Genomic DNA, 18,556 nt, shown 5'->3' with positions numbered 1-18,556 from the left:
TCAGCCGGCGGCCGCCGGCAGGGCGGCCTCGGCCACGTCGTCGGTTGACGCGGTGGTTCCGGCGGCGAGCTTGGCGGCCGCAGTGGCCACCGGGCGCAGCGATTCGTTGCCCTCGCTGAGCTTCTGGCGCACCTTCACCTCGATCGCGTCCTTCTGGGCGGGGTTCTGCTCCAGCCAGGTGATCGTGTTGTCGCGCCCCTGGCCGATGTTGTCGCCCTCGTAGCTGTACCAGGCGCCCTTGCGCACCACCACACCGTGCTCTTCGGCCAGGTCGAGCAGGCAGCCCAGGGTGCTGATGCCGCGGCCGAACAGGATGTCGAATTCGGCGATGCGGAAGGGCGGTGCCACCTTGTTCTTGGCCACCTTCACCTTGGCCCGGATCCCGAATTCCTCGGTGCCGCGCTTGAGGGTCTGGATGCGGCGGATATCCAGGCGCACCGAGGCGTAGAACGTCAGCGCGTTGCCGCCGGTGGTGGTTTCCGGGTTGCCGTAGGTGACGCCGATCTTCTGGCGCAGCTGGTTCAGGAAGATCACGGTGCAGCCGGATTTGCCGATGTTGCCGGTGATCTTGCGCATGGCCTGGCTCATCAGGCGGGCCTGGCTGCCCACCGCCAGATCGCCCATCTCCCCTTCGATCTCGGCGCGGGGGGTGAGGGCGGCCACCGAGTCCACCACCACGATGTCCACGGCGGCGGAGCGCACCAGCTGGTCCACGATCTCCAGGGCCATCTCACCGGTGTCCGGCTGGGACACCAGCAGGTTGGCGATGTCGACCCCCAGGGCCGCGGCGTAGACAGGATCGAGGGCGTGTTCCGCATCCACGAAGGCCGCCACGCCGCCGCGGCGCTGCACCTCGGCGATGGCGTGCAGGGTGAGGGTGGTCTTGCCGGAGCTCTCCGGGCCGTAGATCTCCACCACGCGGCCCTTGGGATAGCCGCCGCCCAGGGCCAGGTCCAGGGTCAGGGCGCCGGTGGGGGTCGTCTCGATCCGCATGCGCGAGGCATCCCCCAGGCGCATGATCGAGCCCTTGCCGAAGTTGCGCTCGATCTGGTTGAGCACCAGGCCCAGGGCCTTGTCCCGTTCAGCCGCGGCCCGCGCATCGGCGGCGGCGCTGGCGGCGCTGCTGCCGCCCGTGGCGGGGATGCGGGCGGCCTTGAGGTCGGGGGTCTTGTCGTCGGCAGGCATGTCTGCGAATCAGCGATGGAGTGGGCCGCGGGGCTGGGGGGAGGCTGGGCTGGAGATGGGGGCCATCCTGCGACCTCGCAGGAACCAGTGCCACCGAAACCGGCTTCCGTTCCACGGGTGGCGTCCGAAGCTGGAGCGCCGCGGGTGCCGGCGGGGTCCGCGGGGCCCCGGCCCAGGTGGATGGCAGCGCTCTAGTACAGACGTACGCTAGCGCGTCAGGGCCACTGCGCCAGGGGGGCGGCGAACTGCTGCGGCTCCAGCAGCTGGATGCCCGGGGGCAGGTTCTGCTGGTCGCCCGGCCCCAGGTAGCCCCACGACACCAGAAAGCAGCGCACCCCGGCCAGCCCGTCGGTGGCCCGCACCCGCTCCAGGGTGGGACGGCGGTCTTCCACGAACCACAGCGGCCGCAGCGGCTCCCGGGCCGGCGGCGGTTCCTGCCCCGGCGCTGGCTGACCCAGGGGTTGCTCCCGGCCCAGCTGCAGCAGCACCTCCGGCTTGCTGCCCCGCTCGTGGCCGTAGACCGCCAGGGGCTTCAGCCCGGCGGCGGCCAGCAGCTCCCGGGCAAAGGCCTCGCCCTTGGTGGTGAGCACCAGCCAGGGGCTGCCCTCGGCCTCCAGGCGCCGCAGGCGCTCCGGTACGCCGGGGTAGGGCCGGTGCAGGGCCAGCCAGCCGTCGCGGTCGTCCCGCAGGGCGGCGTGGCGGACGGCCTCCAGGCTTCCCTGCAGCTGGGCGGGCTCCAGCTGCCAGCGCGCCAGGGCCGCCGCGGTGTGGCCGTCGTAGTCCGCCAGGAAGGCGGCCAGATCGAGGTCGGACCGGCCCAGTTCCAGGGCGCACAGCACCATCTCCCAGCCCTTGTGGATCAGGGGCCGCAGCAGCCGGAAGCCGGCGGGTGCCAGCTCAGGCAGGTGGACCTCCGGCCGCAGGGCCAGGGCGGCACGGCGGGCGCTCCACCAGTACTCGGCCATGCCGTCGACGAGCACGCCGTCGAAGTCGAACACCAGCAGGGGGCTGGGGTGCACGGCGGAGACGATTTGAACTGGGCCGCTAGGATTCGAACCTAGGAATGGCGGGACCAAAACCCGCTGCCTTACCACTTGGCGACGGCCCAATGTCTTCGGGCTTCGATTGATCTGGGATCAATCGGCCTGGCTTGGTCAACGGAGGTCGATCCAGTCAGGCTGGTTGCGACGGCATTGGCGCCGCAGCCCGGAGTACCCAGGGAGTCCTGAGCACCCAGATAGTTACCCATAGCGGGGGGACCTTCGTCAATCTCGGCCCCCTGAATCCCGGCGTCCTGTCGGCCGGTCCGCGCTGCACCCGCCGCCGGGCCCTCAGGCCGGAAAGATCCGCAGCCGCTGCTGGCCGCCGCTGCCGAACACCGCCGAGCCCAGCCGGTAGCGGGCCGCCAGTTCGGCCTGCAGCTCCCGCACCCGGGCGCTGCGGGGCAGCAGTTCCACCGGACGCCCCTGGGGCAGCACCAGCTGCTCCACGGCCAGGCGGCATTCCTCCAGGGCCGCCAGGGCGTCGTCCTGCTGGCCGGCGGGCGTGGGGGCGTCCGGGGCCAGGGCGCCGTGGCGGCTCAGCAGCCGCTCCAGGCCCCGCTGGATCTGGGGCAGGGTGTCGGCCTTGATCACCAGGATCGGCACCCCGTGGGCCTGGGCCTGCTGGCGCACCGCCGGGTCCCGGCCCAGCTGCTGGCGCACGCTCAGCACCGCATCGGCCTCCGCCACCGCCTCCACCTGCTGCACCGGCAGGCGGCGGCTGCGCACGGCCTGCTCCACCAGCTGGGGGCTGACGCCGGCGGCATAGAGCCGCAGGGGCAGCTGGGGCCTGCTCCCGGCTGGCTCGTCCCCGTCCGCCAGCCCGGTTGTTGCCGCGTCGGGCGCCCCGTCAGCCCCCCGCCCCGATGGGCCGGCCGGTGACCCCGTTCGGCCCCGCTGCCGGGCGGGAGCGCTCGGATCCGGCAGCGGCACCGGGGCCAGGGCCACGGGGCGGGGCCGTCGCGCCGGCATCCGCTCCTCCTCGCCCCCGGGCCTCGTCAGGGGCAGTGGCGTCGGCGACTCCTGGAGCCGCAGCTGGCCGTCGCCATCGAGCTCCCGCACCTGGGGCCGGGGCAGCTGCCCCCGCAGCAGCAGATCCACGGTGCGGGCCACGTCGCGGTGCACCAGCCAGCGGCTGCGGCTGTGCATCTCCACCGCCAGGGGAAAGGTGGGCTCGGCGGCCCGCTCCAGCACCGTTTTCTGGGTGCGGCGGCGGCGGGCCTCCTCGTCGCCCAGGGTCACCGATTCGATGCCTCCCACCAGGTCGCTGAGGGTGGGGTTCTTGACCAGGTTGGCCAGTTCGTTGCCGTGGGCCGTGGCCACCAGCATCACGCCGCGCTCGGCGATGGTGCGGGCCGCCTGGGCCTCGAGCTCGGTGCCGATCTCATCGATCACGATGACCTCCGGCATGTGGTTCTCCACCGCCTCGATCATCACCTGGTGCTGCAGCTCCGGCCGCGCCACCTGCATGCGTCGGGCCCGCCCGATGGCGGGGTGGGGGATGTCGCCGTCGCCGGCGATCTCGTTGCTGGTGTCGATCACCACCACCCGCTTGCCCAGCTCGTCGGCCAGCACCCGGGCGATCTCGCGCAGGGCGGTGGTCTTGCCCACGCCGGGGCGCCCCATCAGCAGCAGCGACTGGCCCGTGTCCAGCAGGTCGCGCACCATCGCCACGGTGCCGAACACGGCGCGGCCCACCCGGCAGGTGAGGCCCACCACGTCGCCGCTGCGGTTACGGATGGCGCTGATGCGGTGCAGGGTGCGCTCGATGCCCGCCCGGTTGTCGCCGCCGAAGGCCCCCAGTTGCTCCACCACGGCCGCCAGATCGCCGCGGGTCACCACCGCGTTCCCCAGGGCCACGGCCCGGCCGGGGTAACGGGCCTCGGGAACCCGGCCCAGGTCCAGCACCACCTCCAGCAGCTGGTCGCGGGCTTCGGCCGGCGCCAGGGCCTGCTGCACGGCGGCCGGGAGCACCTCCAGCAGCCGGTCCAGGTCGTCGGTGACCCGCTGGGGCGCGATCGGCCCGCTGGGGACGGCCCCCGCCGCAGGCGGGGATACCGGGATGGGGGCTGCGCCGCTGGGCGCGGGGGAGGCCGTCACGGGCGGATGCTCTGCCGGACCTGCGTTCTAGCCAGCGGCGTTGCGCCCGCGCTGCCGCCACGGCTCCACCAGCCCCCGGGCCAGTCCCAGGGCCTGCCGCCGCAGCTCCGGCAGCTCCCGCAGCGGCCGGCCGGCGGCCTCCGCCTGCTGCAGCAACGGCTGGAGCTGGCGGCGGGCCACGCTGCCGAAGGCCACCCCGGCGGCCCGGTTGCCGGGCGGCAGCAGGGCCAGGCTGCGGTCGTTGGTGCCCCCCGCCAGCTGCAGGGGGCCGGGGGGCGCCCAGGCCTGCAACTCCGCCAGCAGGGCCACCGCCGCCCGGGCGGTGCCCGCCCCCACATCGCCGCTCATCGGCCGACCATCCAGCTGCCAGAGGGGCCGCAGTCCGGCGGCCCGCACCAGGGCGAAGCGCTGCCACAGCTCGGTGGCCAGCTGCCGGGGCGTGAGGGGCGCCGGGGGTCGGCTCGCCTCAGGGCCCACGGCCCCCCGCTCCAGGCCGCAGCTCACCGCCAGGCGCCGCAGGGGCACGCCGCTGGCGCGCACCTGCTCCAGGCGCCGGGCAAAGGGCGCCAGGCGGCCGGGCTGGGTGTGCAGCTCCACGGCGTCGGGGCGCAGCTCGGCCAGCAGCGGCGCCACCGCCTCGGCCGCCAGGATCTGGTGCTCCTCGCCGATCAGCCCGAGCGGGCAGGCCGGCAGGCAGCGGCCGCAGCCGTAGCAGCGCTCGGCGATCACCCCGCCGGCGGCGCCGATGGCCAGGGCGGGACAGACCCGCTGGCAGGGGCGCGGGCAGTCGGGCGGGCAGAGCCCGGGATCGAAGCGGGCCTTGCGGAAGTGGGGGTCCTCGCCGTCGCTGAGGCTCACCATCAGCCAGGGCCGCGGGGCCTCCCGGCCAGCGGCCTGCTCGGCCGCCCAGGCCAGGCCGCGGCGCGCCGCGGCGACTACCGCCCGGTCGGCCGCCACGTCGATGCAGTGGACCCCCGCCAGGGCGTAGATGGCGCAGAGGTCCTCGATGGCGGCCAGGTCCTGGTTGCCGGCGCCGCAGATCAGCTTCACCCAGCGGCCCGTGGCCAGGGCCTGCTCGGGGGAGTCCTGGGCGTCAGCTGGGAGCGGGGCCGCCAGGGGCGGACCAGCCGTGGCGGCGCCCAAGGCCTTAGCCCACCAGCTGCTGCAGGGGCTGCCAGCGCAGGGCCCGGGCGCCGCCCATCTCCACCACGATCTTCAGCCGCGGCTCGCGCCGCGTCAGGTTCACCAGGGTCGCCAGCTCGGCCGTGGAGAGCACCTGGCCCTCAAGCAGCCACAGCAGGATTGGGGCGTCGCCCTCCAGCAGGGCCCCCAGCTGGGGCGCGGCCATGTGCACCTCGCCCACCGCTGCGCCCCGGCCCACGCTCTGGTGGCCCAGGTGGGGCGGCCGCACGCCGTGGAGCTGCAGCAGGAAGGCCTCCGGATCGCCCAGGCCCCGGGCTGAGGTCATCTGGGCCCGGTAGCCTGCGGCCCGCAGCCGGCGCAGGAGCCGGGTCTCGCTGCCACCCTCCAGGGGCGCATAGAGGGCCAGGGCTCCGGCCTGCTCCAGTTCCTGGCGGAATCCGCGACCGGTGAGCAGCAGGGGCATGCGGGCAGCAGAGCGCTCCGACCAGTCTGGCAGTTAGGCCCCGGTCTTTGGTTCGGCCCAGGGGAAGGCCGTGGGGCGATGCGGTAGCATCGTCGCTTGTGCAACTGCAACTGTGCCCGTCCGCTAGCCGGGCCTCCAGCGCACTGCACCAGGTCGCCAGTGGTGGCGACCTTCCCCGGCCAGTGCGGCCTCCCAAGCCCTCCTTCGGGATCGGTTCAGGAGTCACCGCCGGGAAACTGCTTCACGCGCCAGGACTGACCTCGGGACAACCGCTTCGGCGAGGCCTCCCCTGCAGATCAATCCGGTCCCCTCGGGGATTGCCTGGTCCGGTCGAGCAAGTCCCAGCCTGCTGTCTGCGATGCCGCTAGCTCCCCCGGTTTCTGCTGCCGCGCTCGCCTGAGCGCCACGCCCCGCCGGGTCAGTCCGCGAGCGCCGAATTCAGCCCACACCATTGCTGGCTGCAGTTGCAGAGGGCAGTGGTGGTCCTGCTGGCGTTGTTCCCCTTCCTATGTCCATCGGCATTCTTGGGAAGAAACTGGGTATGTCCCAGTTCTTCGACGACGAAGGCAGATCCATCCCGGTCACCGTGATCGAGGCGGGTCCCTGCCGCATCACCCAACTCAAAACCGACAGCACCGACGGCTACACCGCCGTTCAGCTGGGCTTCGGTGACATTCGCGAGAAGCTCGTCAACAAGCCGGCCAAGGGTCACCTGGCCAAGTCCGGCAGCGAGCCCCTGCGTCACCTGAAGGAGTACCGCGTCGACAGCGTCGACGGCCTGGAACTCGGCAGCGATGTCACCGTGGCCGCCTTTGAGGCGGGCCAGAAAGTCGATGTGAGCGGCGACACCATCGGTCGCGGTTTCTCCGGCCTGCAGAAGCGCCACGGCTTCAGCCGCGGCCCCATGACCCACGGTTCGAAGAACCACCGCGAGCCCGGTTCGATCGGCGCCGGCACCACCCCCGGCCGCGTCTACCCCGGCAAGCGCATGGCAGGCCGCTACGGCGGCAAGCAGATCACCACCCGCGGGCTGGTGATCCTGAAGGTGGACACCGAGCGCAATCTGCTGGTGGTGAAGGGCTCGGTTCCCGGCAAGCCGGGCACCCTGCTGAACATCCTCCCCGCCAAGCGGGTGGGCGCCAAGGCCGCGAACTGAGGAGGACAGAGATGACAACCATCGTCGTTCGCGACTGGCAAGGCAAGGAGGCGGGTTCCGCCAGCCTCGACCTGAAGGTCGCCAAGGAGAGCTCCGCCAAGGACCTCGTGCATCGCGCCGTGGTGCGCCAGCTGGCCCATGCCCGTCAGGGCACCGCCAGCACCCTCACCCGCGCTGAAGTGGCCGGTGGCGGCCGCAAGCCCTACAAGCAGAAGGGCACCGGTCGCGCCCGCCAGGGTTCGATCCGCACCCCGCTGCGTCCCGGTGGCGGTGTGGTCTTCGGGCCCAAGCCCCGCTCCTACAACCTGGGGATGAACCGCAAGGAGCGGCGCCTCGCCCTGCGCACCGCCCTGGTGAGCCGCGCTGCGGACATCACCGTGGTGAAGGGTTTCGCCGCTGGCCTGGACACCCCCAAGACCAAGGAAATCACCGCCGCCCTCGGCCGTCTCGGCATCGCCGCAGGCTCCAAGGTGCTGGTGGTGCTGGATGCCCCCAGCGAGGTGGTGCGCCGCTCGGTGCGCAACCTCGAAAAGGTGAAGCTGATCGCCGCTGATCAGCTCAACGTGTTCGATCTGCTCCACGCCAACGCCCTGGTGGTGAGCGAGGAAGCACTCGCGAAGATTCAGGAGGTCTACGGCGATGGCTGAACGTTTTGCAGGTCGGCTCGCGGATGTGATCCGTCGGCCGCTGATCACCGAGAAGGCCACCCGCGCCCTCGAGCAGAACCAGTACACCTTTGAGGTGGACCACCGGGCTGCCAAGCCCGACATCAAGGCCGCCGTCGAACAGCTGTTCGATGTGAAGGTCGTCGGGATCAGCACCATGAACCCCCCGCGCCGCACCCGGCGTGTGGGCCGTTTCGCCGGCAAGCGCGCCCAGGTGAAGAAGGCGGTGGTGCGCCTTGCCGATGGCAGTGCCATCCAGCTGTTCCCTGAGTCCTGAGGGGTCTGAACCGACATGGGAATCCGTAAGTACCGCCCGATTACGCCTGGCACCCGCACCCGGGTCGCCAGCGACTACGCCGAAGTCACCGGCCGGGGCCGCGAGCGCGGCCTGGTGGTGGCCAAGCACCAGCGCAAGGGCCGCAACAACCGCGGCGTGATCACCTGCCGCCACCGCGGCGGTGGCCACAAGCGCCTCTATCGCCTCGTCGACTTCCGTCGCGACAAGCACGGGGTGGTGGCCAAGGTGGCCGCCATCCACTACGACCCGCACCGCAACGCCCGTCTGGCGCTGCTCTTCTACGCCGACGGCGAGAAGCGCTACATCCTGGCTCCGGCCGGGGTGGCCGTCGGCTCCACCGTGGTCTCGGGTCCCGAGTCCCCGATCGAGAACGGCAACGCCCTGCCCCTCTCCGCCATCCCCCTCGGCTCCAGCGTCCACAACGTGGAGCTGTACGCCGGTCGTGGCGGCCAGATGGTGCGCACCGCCGGCGCCAGCGCCCAGGTGATGGCCAAGGAAGGCGACTACGTCGCCCTCAAGCTGCCCTCCACCGAGGTTCGCCTGGTGCGCCGTGAGTGCTACGCCACCCTCGGCGAAGTGGGCAACGCCGAAGTCCGCAACACCAGCCTCGGCAAGGCCGGCCGTCGCCGCTGGCTCGGTCGCCGTCCCCAGGTGCGCGGCTCGGTGATGAACCCCTGCGACCACCCCCACGGTGGTGGCGAGGGTCGCGCGCCGATCGGCCGCTCCGGCCCTGTCACCCCCTGGGGCAAGCCGGCCCTTGGCCTCAAGACCCGCAAGCGGAACAAACCCAGCAATCGGTTTGTGCTCCGGAAACGTCGCCGCACCTCCAAGCGGAGCCGTGGCGGACGCGATTCCTGATGAACCACACCGCTTTGCTTTCCGCTTAAACCGCCATGGGACGTTCACTCAAAAAAGGCCCGTTTGTTGCCGACAGCCTGCTCCGCAAGGTTGAGAAGCAGAACGCTGCCGACGACAAGTCCGTGATCAAGACCTGGTCACGGGCATCCACCATCCTGCCGATGATGATCGGACACACCATTGCCGTGCACAACGGCAAGGCCCATGTGCCCGTCTACGTGACCGAGCAGATGGTGGGTCACAAGCTCGGGGAATTTGCGCCCACCCGCAACTTCCGGGGCCACATCAAGGACAAGAAAGGAGGCCGCTGAGGACATGGCTAACAGCTCCAACCAAACGGCCCAGGCCCATGGCCGCTACATCCGTGGCTCCGTGTCCAAGGTGCGCCGGGTGCTCGATCAGATCCGCGGTCGCTCCTATCGCGACGCGCTGATCATGCTCGAGTTCATGCCCTACCGCTCCACCGGCCCGATCACCAAGGTGCTTCGCTCCGCGGTGGCCAATGCCGAGAACAACCTGGGCCTGGATCCCGCCAATCTCGTGATCTCTGCGGCCACGGCCGATATGGGTCCCGTGCTGAAGCGCTTCCGCCCCCGCGCCCAGGGTCGCGCCTACGCGATTCAGAAAAAAACCTGCCACATCAGCATTGCTGTGGCTCCTTCCGCCTGATCCCGAGGACACCGAACGATGGGACACAAGATCCATCCAACCGGCCTGCGCCTGGGGATCACCCAGGAGCACCGGTCCCGCTGGTACGCCCCCAGCAAGACCTATCCGACCCTCCTTCAGGAGGACGACCGGATCCGCAAGTTCATCCACAAGAAGTACGGCGCCGCCGGCATCAGCGATGTGCTGATCGCCCGCAAGGCCGACCAGCTCGAGGTCGAGCTCAAGACCGCTCGTCCGGGCGTGCTCGTGGGCCGTCAGGGCAGCGGCATTGAGGAACTGCGCGCCGGCATTCAGAAGACCGTCGGGGATGCCAGCCGTCAGGTGCGCATCAACGTGGTCGAAGTGGAGCGCGTCGACGCCGACGCCTACCTGCTGGCCGAGTACATCGCCCAGCAGCTGGAGAAGCGCGTGGCCTTCCGCCGCGTGCTGCGCATGACCGTCCAGCGCGCCCAGCGCGCCGGCGTCCTGGGCCTGAAGATCCAGGTGAGCGGCCGCCTCAACGGCGCCGAGATCGCCCGGACCGAGTGGACCCGCGAAGGCCGTGTGCCCCTGCACACCCTCCGCGCCGACATCGACTACGCCACCAAGGTCGCCTCCACCACCTACGGGGTGCTGGGGATCAAGGTGTGGGTGTTCAAGGGGGAAGTCCTTCCTGGTCAACAGGACAAGGTGCCCGTGGGTGCGGCACCCAAGCGCCGCACCAGCCGGCGGCCCCAACAGTTCGAAGACCGTTCGAACGAAGAGTGATCAGGAGGCCTGAACCATGCTGAGTCCCAGACGCGTCAAATTCCGCAAGCAGCAGCGCGGCCGCATGCGCGGCATCGCCACCCGAGGCAACACCATTGCCTTCGGTGACTTCGCGCTCCAGGCCCAGGAGTGCGGGTGGATCACCTCCCGCCAGATCGAGGCCTGCCGTCGTGCCATGACCCGCCATGTCAAGCGGGGCGGCAAGATCTGGATCCGGATCTTCCCCGACAAGCCGGTCACCATGCGCCCCGCCGAAACCCGGATGGGTTCCGGTAAGGGCAACCCGGAGTTCTGGGTGGCGGTGATCAAGCCCGGTCGCATCCTCTTTGAGATGGGTGGTGCCGACATCACCCCCGAAATCGCCAAAGAGGCCATGCGCCTGGCGCAGTACAAACTGCCCCTCAAGACCAAGTTTCTGAGCCTGGCTGACCAAGAGGCCGCCCAGGTCGCAGAAGTCGCCACCGTGGAGTCCTGACCATGGCACGTCCCGACATCGCCGAACTGCGCAAGCTCTCCGGCGAGGAGATCACCGCCCAGATCGACGGCACCCGCCGCGAACTGTTCACCCTGCGTTTCGAGCAGGCCACCCGCCGTCTCGAGACCCCGCACCGCTTCAAGGCCGCCCGCATCAAGCTGGCCCAGCTGCTGACGGTGCAATCCGAGCGCCAGCGCTCCGCCGCTTCCTGATTCCCCCCATACCAGTCATGGCACTCAAGGAAAGGGTCGGCACCGTCGTCAGCGACAAGATGGACAAAACGGTGGTGGTGGCGGTGGAAAACCGCTTCCCCCATCCCATCTATCAGAAGACGGTGAGCCGCACCACCCGCTACAAGGCCCACGATGAGGCCAACGCCTGCAAGGTGGGTGACCGGGTTCGTATCACCGAAACCCGTCCCCTCAGCCGCACCAAGCGTTGGGCCGTGGCCGAGGTTCTCACCAACACCAGCGCCAGCTGAGGAAGACTCCCGATGATTCAACAGGAAACTTTCCTCACCGTCGCTGACAACAGCGGCGCCAAGCGGATCCAGTGCATCCGTGTGCTGGGCACCAACCGTCGCTATGCCCACGTGGGCGACGTGATCGTGGCCGCCGTCAAGGACGCCATGCCCAACATGGGCGTCAAGAAGTCGGACGTGGTCAAGGCCGTGGTGGTGCGCACCAAGGCCACCCTGCGCCGCGACACCGGCAACTCGATCCGGTTTGACGACAACGCCGCCGTGATCCTGGGCAACGACAACAACCCCAAGGGCACCCGCGTCTTCGGTCCCGTCGCCCGCGAACTGCGCGAGCGCAACTTCACCAAGATCGTGTCCCTCGCTCCGGAGGTGATCTGAGATGGCGACTGCCACCCCCAAGGCTAAGGCCCAGGTGCGCATCAAGATGCGCATCAAGAAGGGCGACACCGTCCAGGTGATCGCCGGCAAGGACAAGGGCAAGACCGGTGAGGTCCTGCGCACCCTTCCCTACGAGAACCGCGTGGTCGTGCAGGGCATCAACCTGCGCACCCGCCACGTCAAGCCCACCCAGGAGGGCGAATCCGGTCGCATCGTGACCGAGGAAGCCTCCGTGCACGCCTCCAACGTGCAGCTGTACTCCACCGACAAGAAGGTGGCCAGCCGCGTGGAGATCGTGGTGGAGAAGGACGGCACCAAGAAGCGCCGCCTCAAGAAGACCGGCGAGATCCTGGACTGAGTTTCCTCATTCCAGGCCCCTGATCGGTCTCCGCTACACCCGCCTTTCTTTCTGTCTGTCCCTGTCCGCCTTCTGACAACGCCCAGAAGCGCAACCCCTTCCCCCCGTCATGTCCCTCAAACAGAACTATCGGGAGAAGATCCAGCCCAAGCTGCTCAAGGATCTCAACCTCTCGAACATCCACGAAGTCCCCAAGGTGGTGAAAGTCACCGTCAACCGGGGCCTCGGTGAAGCCGCCCAGAACGCCAAGGCCCTCGAGGCCTCGATCGTGGAGCTGGCCACCATCACCGGCCAGAAGGTCGTGGTGACCCGCGCCAAGAAGGCCATCGCCGGCTTCAAGATCCGTCAGGGCATGCCGATCGGTGTGGCCGTCACCCTCCGCGGTGATCGGATGTACGCCTTCCTCGAACGTCTCATCCACCTCGCCCTGCCCCGCATCCGCGACTTCCGCGGCGTGAGTGCCAAGAGCTTCGACGGCCGGGGGAACTACACCCTGGGTATCCGGGAGCAGATCATCTTCCCCGAGATCTCCTTCGACAAGATCGATGCCATCCGGGGCATGGACATCACCATCGTGACCACCGCCCGTAACGACGAAGAGGGCCGCGCCCTCCTGCGCGAGATGGGAATGCCGTTCCAGAGCAACTGAGCCCTCTTCGGATCCGACCATGGCTAATCACGACCCGATTTCCGACCTGCTCACCCGCATCCGCAATGCGAGTGAGAAGCGTCACCAGACCACCAAGGTGCCGGCCTCCCGCATCGTCCGCAGCATCGCCAACGTGCTGCAGCAGGAGGGCTTCATCGCCGACATCACCGAAGAAGGTGAGGGCGTGCTCAAGCACCTCGTGCTCGAGCTGAAGTACAGCGGCAAGCACCGCCAGCCCACCATCCGCACCGTGCAGCGCGTCAGCAAGCCCGGCCTGCGGATCTACAAGAACACCCGCCAGCTGCCCAAGGTTCTTGGCGGCCTCGGCGTGGCCATCATCTCCACCTCCAAGGGTGTGATGAGCGACCGCGATGCCCGCAAGCAGGGCGTCGGCGGCGAAGTGCTCTGCTACGTCTACTGATAGGGAGGTCAACCCATGTCTCGTATTGGTAAAGCGCCGATTCCCGTCCCCAACGCGGTCACCGTCAGCCTCAACGGCCTCGACGTGACCGTGAAGGGGCCCAAGGGGGAATTGAGCCGCACCCTCCCCGATGGCGTCGCCATCGCCCAGGACGGCAACACCCTGGTGGTGAGCCCCGTTAACGGCAGCCGCCGCTCCCGGGAGCGCCACGGCCTCTGCCGCACCCTCGTGGCCAACATGGTCGAGGGCGTCAGCAACGGCTTCACCCGCAAGCTCGAGATCGTCGGCGTGGGCTACCGCGCCGCCGTCCAGGGCAAGAAGCTGGTGGTGAGCGCCGGCTACAGCCATCAGGTGGAGCTGGATCCCCCCGCGGGTGTCAGCTTCGCCGTCGACGGCAACACCACCGTGCTGGTGTCCGGTGCCGACAAGGAAGTTGTGGGCAACGAAGCCGCCAAGGTGCGCGCAATCCGTCCGCCTGAGCCCTACAAGGGCAAGGGCATCAAGTACGAGGGCGAACGCATCCTGCGCAAGGCCGGTAAGACCGGTAAGAAATGAGGTCTGCCTGAGCGTCGTTACCCAGTACTCCCATGTCGTCCCTTACTCGCAAGCAGCAGACCCAGAAGCGGCACCGCCGCCTGCGTCGCCATCTGGCCGGCACCGCGGTTCGTCCGCGGCTTGCCGTGTTCCGCTCCAACAATCACATCTACGCCCAGGTCATCGACGACGCGGCCCAGAACACCCTGTGTTCCGCCTCGACCGTCGACAAGGAGCTCCGCACCAGCCTCACGCTCGGCTCCAACTCCGACGCCTCCGTCGCTGTTGGTCAGCTGGTCGCCAAGCGGGCCCTTGCCAAGGGCATCCAGCAGGTGGTCTTCGATCGCGGCGGCAACCTGTACCACGGCCGGGTCAAGGCCCTGGCTGATGCCGCCCGGGAAGCGGGCCTTCAGTTCTGATCCCTGCTCTCACCATGACGGAAACCAACGATCAAGTTCAGTCCAACGCGGTGCCCGCCGCCTCCGACGTTCCCGCCGCGGCCGAAGGCCAGCAGGAGCGCCGTGGTGGCCGCGGTGACGGCAGGGGGGGTGGTGACCGCAAGGGCGGTCGAGGCCGCGACAACCGTCGCGGTCAGGAGCGCGACTCCGAATGGCAGGAGCGCGTGGTGCAGATCCGCCGGGTCTCCAAGACCGTGAAGGGCGGCAAGAAGATGAGCTTCCGGGCCATCGTCGTCGTCGGTAACGAGAAGGGCCAGGTGGGCGTGGGTGTCGGCAAGGCCGGCGATGTGATCGGCGCCGTCCGCAAGGGCGTGGCCGATGGCAAGAAGCACCTGGTGAAGGTGCCCCTCACCCGCCACTCTTCGATCCCCACCCTCGGCAACGGCCGGGACGGCGCCGCCAGCGTGCTGATCCGTCCGGCCGCCCCCGGTACGGGTGTGATCGCCGGTGGTTCGATCCGCACGGTGCTGGAGCTCGCCGGCATCAAGAACGTGCTGGCCAAGCGCCTGGGTTCCAAGACCCCCCTCAACAACGCCCGGGCCGCCGTGGATGCCCTCAACGGCCTGCGCACCCACAAGGAGACCGCCAAGGAGCGGGGCATCTCCCTCGAGCAGATCTACTCCTGAGGCCCGCCATGACGTCGCTCAATCTCCAGTCCCTCGCCCCCCAGAAGGGGGCCCGTCGCCGCAAGCTCCGCAAGGGCCGCGGCATCGCCGCCGGCCAGGGTGCCAGCTGCGGTTTCGGCATGCGCGGCCAGAAGTCCCGCTCGGGTCGTCCCACCCGTCCGGGCTTCGAGGGCGGCCAGATGCCCCTCTACCGCCGGGTGCCGAAGCTCAAGCACTTCACCCTGATCAACCCGACCAACTACACGGTGATCAATGTGGGCAAGCTCGCCGACCTCAAGGCCGGCAGCACCGTCAACATCGACACCCTGGTCAAAGAGGGCCTCGTCACCAGCCCCAAGCACCCCCTCAAGGTGCTCGGCAACGGTGAGCTGTCCGTGAAACTCACGGTCCAGGCTGCCGCCTTCACCGCCAGCGCCCGCGCCAAGATCGAGGCCGCCGGCGGCAGCGTCGAAGAGATCTGAGCCATCGGCCCGATCTCTCCCGTTCTTCAGACCCCTTAGGGTCAGAGCCGTCTGACAGTGCCATGGGCCCTGCAGGCGGCTTTTTTGTTCCGCTTTCTCCCCTCCACCGCCCCTCTTCGCCATGCTCGTCAGCCGGGGTCGCAACCCCAGTGCCGGAGAAATCCTCAGCCAGCTGATCCAGGCCAAGGGCCTGCGCGATCGCGTGCTGACCACCCTGGGCCTGCTGCTGCTGGTGCGCCTGGGGATCTACATCCCCGTGCCCGGCATCGATCGGGTCGCCTTCCAGGACTTCATCGCCCGCGGCGGCCAGCTGATCGGCTTTCTGGACATCTTCACCGGCGGCGGCATCTCCACCCTGGGGGTGTTCGGCCTGGGGATCCTGCCGTTCATCAACGCCTCGATCATCCTGCAGCTGCTCACCTCCGCCATCCCCCAGCTGGAGGATCTGCAGAAGAACGAGGGGGAGGCCGGCCGCCGCAAGATCGCCCAGTACACCCGCTACGTGGCCCTCGGCTGGGGCATCCTCCAGAGCGTGGTGTTCGCCCTGATCCTGCGGCCCTACGCCACCGCCGGCACGCCGGATCTCGTGTTCGTGATCCAGACCGCCGTGGCCCTGGTGACGGGCTCGATGGTGGTGATGTGGATCAGTGAGGTGATCACCGAGCGCGGCATCGGCCAGGGCGCCTCGCTGGTGATCTTCCTGAACATCGTGGCCACCCTGCCCCGGGCCCTGGGCTCCACCATCGAGCTGGCCCAGAGCGGTGACCGCAGCACGGTGGGCGGAATCGTGGTGCTGGTGCTGGTGTTCCTGGTCACGATCGTGGGCATCATCTTTGTGCAGGAGGGCAACCGCCGCATCCCGATCGTGAGCGCCAAGCGCCAGGTGGGCGGCGCCAACCTGCTGGCGGCGCGCCAGAGCTACCTGCCGCTCAAGCTCAATGCCGGCGGCGTGATGCCGATCATCTTCGCCTCGGCGGTGGTGTTCCTGCCGCTCACGATCGCCAACATGGCGAATGCCCCCTGGCTGATCAAGCTGGCCGGCTACCTCAGCCCCAACAGCAGCACCCCCTGGGTCTACGCGCTGGTGTATTTCGCCCTGATCGTGGGCTTCTCGTTCTTCTACGCCTCGCTCACGGTCAACCCGATCGACATCGCCACCAACCTCAAGCGCACCGGCGTGGCGGTGCCCGGCGTGCGGCCCGGCTCCGCTACGGCCCTCTACCTCTCCAGCGTGCAGAACCGGCTGACGCTCTTGGGCTCCCTGTTCCTCGGCGCCGTGGCGATCATCCCCTCGGCGGTGGAGTCGGCCACCCAGGTCAAGACGTTCCAGGGCCTGGGCGCCACCTCGCTGCTGATCCTGGTGGGCGTGGCGATCGACACCGCCAAGCAGGTGCAGACCTACGTGATCTCCCAGCGCTACGAGGGCATGGTGCGCCAGTGAGGCGTCGCCTCCGGGCCTGGCCCTTGGGCCGGGCCGTGGCGAACCCCTCCGGCGTGCCCATGTCCCGACTTCCTTTCTTCCCCCGATCCGTCTCCCCTATCGCGCCATGACGCAACGCCTTCTCTTCCTCGGCCCCCCCGGCGCCGGCAAGGGCACCCAGGCCCAGCGCCTCGCGGCCGCCCGCGGCCTGCTGCACCTCTCCACCGGCGATCTGCTGCGGGCCGAGGTCCAGGCCGGCAGTGCCCTCGGCCAGGAGGCGGAGGCCGTGATGGCCCGCGGTGAGCTGGTGAGCGATGCCCTGGTGCTGGCGATCGTGCGCAGCCGCCTCGAGCAGCAGCAGGCGGCCGGTGGCGGCGGCTGGCTGCTCGACGGCTTCCCGCGCAACCTGGCCCAGGCCGAGGCCCTCGGCCAGCTGCTCGACGATCTGGGCCAGCCGATCGAGCTGGTGGTGCTGATGGAGCTGGACGATGCGGTGCTGATCGAGCGCCTGCTCTCCCGCGGCCGCGCCGACGACAACGAGGCGGTGATCCGCCACCGTCTGGAGGTGTACCGCGAGCAGACCGCGCCCCTGATCGCCTACTACCGCGAGCGCCAGCTGCTCCAGGCCGTGGAGGCCGCCGGCACCGTGGAGGCGATCGAGACCCGGATCGCGGCCCTGCTCGCCTGAGCCGCCGGGACCATCGCGATTGACCTGTGTGATAAGGTCGTCGTTTGGAAATTCGGAGAGACCGCCCCCATGAAGGTGCGCGCCTCGGTCAAGAAAATGTGCGACAAGTGCCGGGTGATTCGCCGCCACGGCCGGGTGATGGTCATCTGCACCAACCCCAAGCACAAGCAGCGCCAGGGTTGATCCCCGGCTGAGCCTTGTCCGCCGGTCCGGCACTGCCGGGCCACCCCTGAGACCCGCCCCTTCCGCGGTCTCCCCTGGCCCCGACCCCATCGGGAGCCTCCCCTGAGCCCAACCTTGTCGTTGGCCTCCCCTCTGCCCACCCGATCGTTTTTTACGTGGCTCGGATTGCCGGTGTCGACATTCCTCGTGACAAGAGGATCGAGATTGCTCTCACCTATGTGTATGGGATCGGCCTGACCCGGGCCAAGAAGATCCTCGCCAAGACCGGCGTCAACCCCGACACCCGCGTCAAGGACCTCGACGACGCCGACGTGCAGAAGCTGCGCGGCGCCGCCGAGTCCTTCACCCTCGAGGGTGACCTGCGCCGCCAGGAGGGCATGGCCCTCAAGCGCCTGCAGGACATCGGCTGCGTTCGCGGCCGTCGCCACCGCGCCGGTCTGCCCGTCCGCGGCCAGCGCACCCGCACCAACGCCCGCACCCGCCGCGGAGCCCGTAAGACCGTGGCCGGTAAGAAGAAGTAAGCCCTTCTTGCATCACCTTCGCCCTGCCGCCGCAGTGCCTTCCGGGCACCGGGCGTCACCAGGGCGATTCCCCTGTCAGTCCCCCGATCACCTCCCTGCCTTCGCAGGGCTTACTCCATGGCCAAGCCCGCCAAGAAATCCGGCGCCAAGAAGACGAAGCGCAATGTGCCCAACGGTGTGGCGCACATCCAGAGCACCTTCAACAACACGATCGTGTCGATCACCGACACGGCCGGCGAGGTGATCTCCTGGTCCTCCGCCGGTGCCAGCGGCTTCAAGGGCGCCCGTAAGGGCACCCCCTTCGCCGCCCAGACCGCCGCCGAAGCGGCCGCCCGCCGTGCCCTCGAGCAGGGCATGCGCCAGATCGAAGTGCTGGTGCGTGGTCCCGGTTCCGGCCGTGAGACCGCCATCCGTGCCCTGCAGGTGGCTGGCCTGGAGATCACCCTGATCCGCGACGTCACCCCGCTGCCCCACAACGGCTGCCGCCGCGCCAAGCGTCGCAGGGTCTGATCCGACGCCCTTGCGCCCAGCGCACCGCGGCCCATCCCCCGGCCGGGCCCTATCCATACTTTCCGAGCT

Annotated in this window: 28 protein-coding genes and 1 tRNA gene; 23 read left to right on the top strand and 6 right to left on the bottom strand. The window is 69.4% G+C overall.

Annotated elements, in window-relative coordinates:
- The 6 genes from recA to ACLV7J_RS12065 all read right to left on the bottom strand — a co-directional run bounded on the left by recA (position 1) and on the right by ACLV7J_RS12065 (position 5,931).
- Complete coding sequence (gene recA, locus ACLV7J_RS12090; protein ID WP_411869323.1) at positions 1 to 1,185, bottom strand: recombinase RecA; 1,185 nt, start codon at positions 1,183 to 1,185, stop codon at positions 1 to 3.
- A gap of 215 nt (positions 1,186 to 1,400) precedes the next feature.
- The gene (locus ACLV7J_RS12085) at positions 1,401 to 2,204 is read right to left on the bottom strand and encodes an HAD family hydrolase (protein ID WP_411869322.1); all 804 of its coding nucleotides are present in this window, start codon (positions 2,202 to 2,204) and stop codon (positions 1,401 to 1,403) included.
- A gap of 17 nt (positions 2,205 to 2,221) precedes the next feature.
- Positions 2,222 to 2,293, bottom strand: a tRNA-Gln gene (locus ACLV7J_RS12080).
- 223 nt (positions 2,294 to 2,516) lie between these two features.
- Positions 2,517 to 4,244, bottom strand: coding sequence for an AAA family ATPase (locus ACLV7J_RS12075; RefSeq protein WP_411869371.1), 1,728 nt, complete (start codon positions 4,242 to 4,244; stop codon positions 2,517 to 2,519).
- A 108-nt stretch (positions 4,245 to 4,352) separates the two neighbouring features.
- Positions 4,353 to 5,441 (bottom strand): LdpA C-terminal domain-containing domain, encoded by a 1,089-nt coding sequence (locus ACLV7J_RS12070; RefSeq protein WP_411869370.1) that lies wholly within the window; start codon positions 5,439 to 5,441, stop codon positions 4,353 to 4,355.
- Positions 5,442 to 5,472: 31 nt separating this feature from the next.
- Complete coding sequence (locus tag ACLV7J_RS12065; protein WP_411869321.1) at positions 5,473 to 5,931, bottom strand: NAD(P)H-quinone oxidoreductase subunit N; 459 nt, start codon at positions 5,929 to 5,931, stop codon at positions 5,473 to 5,475.
- A gap of 508 nt (positions 5,932 to 6,439) precedes the next feature.
- Between ACLV7J_RS12065 and rplC the strand changes: the two genes are divergently transcribed.
- The 23 genes from rplC to rpsK all read left to right on the top strand — a co-directional run bounded on the left by rplC (position 6,440) and on the right by rpsK (position 18,487).
- Positions 6,440 to 7,087, top strand: coding sequence for a 50S ribosomal protein L3 (gene rplC, locus ACLV7J_RS12060; protein ID WP_094589704.1), 648 nt, complete (start codon positions 6,440 to 6,442; stop codon positions 7,085 to 7,087).
- Positions 7,088 to 7,098: 11 nt separating this feature from the next.
- Positions 7,099 to 7,734, top strand: coding sequence for a 50S ribosomal protein L4 (gene rplD, locus ACLV7J_RS12055; RefSeq protein ID WP_411869320.1), 636 nt, complete (start codon positions 7,099 to 7,101; stop codon positions 7,732 to 7,734).
- On the top strand, positions 7,727 to 8,029 hold the full coding sequence (locus tag ACLV7J_RS12050; RefSeq protein ID WP_094589708.1) for a 50S ribosomal protein L23: 303 nt from the start codon (positions 7,727 to 7,729) through the stop codon (positions 8,027 to 8,029). The genes rplD and ACLV7J_RS12050 overlap by 8 nt, the downstream gene beginning before the upstream one ends.
- Before the next feature lie 15 nt (positions 8,030 to 8,044).
- Positions 8,045 to 8,908: a 50S ribosomal protein L2 gene (gene rplB, locus ACLV7J_RS12045; RefSeq protein ID WP_255126239.1), complete on the top strand. Its 864-nt coding sequence runs from the start codon at positions 8,045 to 8,047 to the stop codon at positions 8,906 to 8,908.
- Between the two features lie 35 nt (positions 8,909 to 8,943).
- Positions 8,944 to 9,219 carry a 30S ribosomal protein S19 gene (gene rpsS / locus ACLV7J_RS12040; protein WP_094589712.1) on the top strand — a complete coding sequence of 92 codons (276 nt, stop codon included), beginning with the start codon at positions 8,944 to 8,946 and terminating at the stop codon, positions 9,217 to 9,219.
- A gap of 4 nt (positions 9,220 to 9,223) precedes the next feature.
- Positions 9,224 to 9,577 (top strand): 50S ribosomal protein L22, encoded by a 354-nt coding sequence (gene rplV, locus ACLV7J_RS12035; RefSeq protein WP_094589714.1) that lies wholly within the window; start codon positions 9,224 to 9,226, stop codon positions 9,575 to 9,577.
- 18 nt (positions 9,578 to 9,595) lie between these two features.
- Positions 9,596 to 10,324: a 30S ribosomal protein S3 gene (gene rpsC, locus ACLV7J_RS12030; protein ID WP_094589716.1), complete on the top strand. Its 729-nt coding sequence runs from the start codon at positions 9,596 to 9,598 to the stop codon at positions 10,322 to 10,324.
- 16 nt (positions 10,325 to 10,340) lie between these two features.
- Positions 10,341 to 10,799 carry a 50S ribosomal protein L16 gene (gene rplP / locus ACLV7J_RS12025; RefSeq protein ID WP_411869319.1) on the top strand — a complete coding sequence of 153 codons (459 nt, stop codon included), beginning with the start codon at positions 10,341 to 10,343 and terminating at the stop codon, positions 10,797 to 10,799.
- A 2-nt stretch (positions 10,800 to 10,801) separates the two neighbouring features.
- Positions 10,802 to 11,011, top strand: a complete 210-nt coding sequence (rpmC, locus tag ACLV7J_RS12020) for a 50S ribosomal protein L29 (RefSeq protein WP_094589720.1) — start codon at positions 10,802 to 10,804, stop codon at positions 11,009 to 11,011.
- 17 nt (positions 11,012 to 11,028) lie between these two features.
- Positions 11,029 to 11,280 carry a 30S ribosomal protein S17 gene (gene rpsQ / locus ACLV7J_RS12015; RefSeq protein WP_255126235.1) on the top strand — a complete coding sequence of 84 codons (252 nt, stop codon included), beginning with the start codon at positions 11,029 to 11,031 and terminating at the stop codon, positions 11,278 to 11,280.
- Positions 11,281 to 11,292: 12 nt separating this feature from the next.
- Positions 11,293 to 11,658, top strand: a complete 366-nt coding sequence (gene rplN / locus ACLV7J_RS12010; protein ID WP_094589724.1) for a 50S ribosomal protein L14 — start codon at positions 11,293 to 11,295, stop codon at positions 11,656 to 11,658.
- Between the two features lies 1 nt (position 11,659).
- Positions 11,660 to 12,016 carry a 50S ribosomal protein L24 gene (gene rplX, locus ACLV7J_RS12005; protein WP_411869318.1) on the top strand — a complete coding sequence of 119 codons (357 nt, stop codon included), beginning with the start codon at positions 11,660 to 11,662 and terminating at the stop codon, positions 12,014 to 12,016.
- A gap of 109 nt (positions 12,017 to 12,125) precedes the next feature.
- Positions 12,126 to 12,665: a 50S ribosomal protein L5 gene (gene rplE / locus ACLV7J_RS12000; RefSeq protein WP_094589728.1), complete on the top strand. Its 540-nt coding sequence runs from the start codon at positions 12,126 to 12,128 to the stop codon at positions 12,663 to 12,665.
- A gap of 19 nt (positions 12,666 to 12,684) precedes the next feature.
- Positions 12,685 to 13,086, top strand: coding sequence for a 30S ribosomal protein S8 (gene rpsH / locus ACLV7J_RS11995; protein ID WP_094589730.1), 402 nt, complete (start codon positions 12,685 to 12,687; stop codon positions 13,084 to 13,086).
- Positions 13,087 to 13,101: 15 nt separating this feature from the next.
- Entirely contained in the window at positions 13,102 to 13,641 is a 540-nt protein-coding gene (gene rplF / locus ACLV7J_RS11990) for a 50S ribosomal protein L6 (protein ID WP_094589732.1), read from the top strand.
- A gap of 32 nt (positions 13,642 to 13,673) precedes the next feature.
- Positions 13,674 to 14,039, top strand: a complete 366-nt coding sequence (gene rplR / locus ACLV7J_RS11985) for a 50S ribosomal protein L18 (protein ID WP_094589734.1) — start codon at positions 13,674 to 13,676, stop codon at positions 14,037 to 14,039.
- A gap of 14 nt (positions 14,040 to 14,053) precedes the next feature.
- Positions 14,054 to 14,704, top strand: coding sequence for a 30S ribosomal protein S5 (gene rpsE, locus ACLV7J_RS11980; RefSeq protein ID WP_411869317.1), 651 nt, complete (start codon positions 14,054 to 14,056; stop codon positions 14,702 to 14,704).
- 8 nt (positions 14,705 to 14,712) lie between these two features.
- On the top strand, positions 14,713 to 15,165 hold the full coding sequence (gene rplO / locus ACLV7J_RS11975; protein ID WP_411869316.1) for a 50S ribosomal protein L15: 453 nt from the start codon (positions 14,713 to 14,715) through the stop codon (positions 15,163 to 15,165).
- A gap of 121 nt (positions 15,166 to 15,286) precedes the next feature.
- Positions 15,287 to 16,606: a preprotein translocase subunit SecY gene (gene secY / locus ACLV7J_RS11970; RefSeq protein ID WP_255126228.1), complete on the top strand. Its 1,320-nt coding sequence runs from the start codon at positions 15,287 to 15,289 to the stop codon at positions 16,604 to 16,606.
- A gap of 106 nt (positions 16,607 to 16,712) precedes the next feature.
- On the top strand, positions 16,713 to 17,273 hold the full coding sequence (locus ACLV7J_RS11965; protein WP_411869315.1) for an adenylate kinase: 561 nt from the start codon (positions 16,713 to 16,715) through the stop codon (positions 17,271 to 17,273).
- 69 nt (positions 17,274 to 17,342) lie between these two features.
- Positions 17,343 to 17,456 carry a 50S ribosomal protein L36 gene (gene rpmJ, locus ACLV7J_RS11960; protein ID WP_006173336.1) on the top strand — a complete coding sequence of 38 codons (114 nt, stop codon included), beginning with the start codon at positions 17,343 to 17,345 and terminating at the stop codon, positions 17,454 to 17,456.
- Positions 17,457 to 17,611: 155 nt separating this feature from the next.
- The gene (rpsM, locus tag ACLV7J_RS11955) at positions 17,612 to 17,977 is read left to right on the top strand and encodes a 30S ribosomal protein S13 (RefSeq protein ID WP_255126225.1); all 366 of its coding nucleotides are present in this window, start codon (positions 17,612 to 17,614) and stop codon (positions 17,975 to 17,977) included.
- A 117-nt stretch (positions 17,978 to 18,094) separates the two neighbouring features.
- On the top strand, positions 18,095 to 18,487 hold the full coding sequence (rpsK, locus tag ACLV7J_RS11950) for a 30S ribosomal protein S11 (protein ID WP_255126224.1): 393 nt from the start codon (positions 18,095 to 18,097) through the stop codon (positions 18,485 to 18,487).
- Positions 18,488 to 18,556: the final 69 nt, after the last annotated feature.

Origin of the sequence: Vulcanococcus limneticus LL (assembly GCF_943369875.1) — a bacterium.
Classification (GTDB): Bacteria; Cyanobacteriota; Cyanobacteriia; order PCC-6307; family Cyanobiaceae; genus Vulcanococcus; species Vulcanococcus limneticus_A.
The sequence above is the reverse complement of the archived record's forward strand: the minus strand, read 5'-3'. Positions and strand labels throughout refer to the sequence as shown.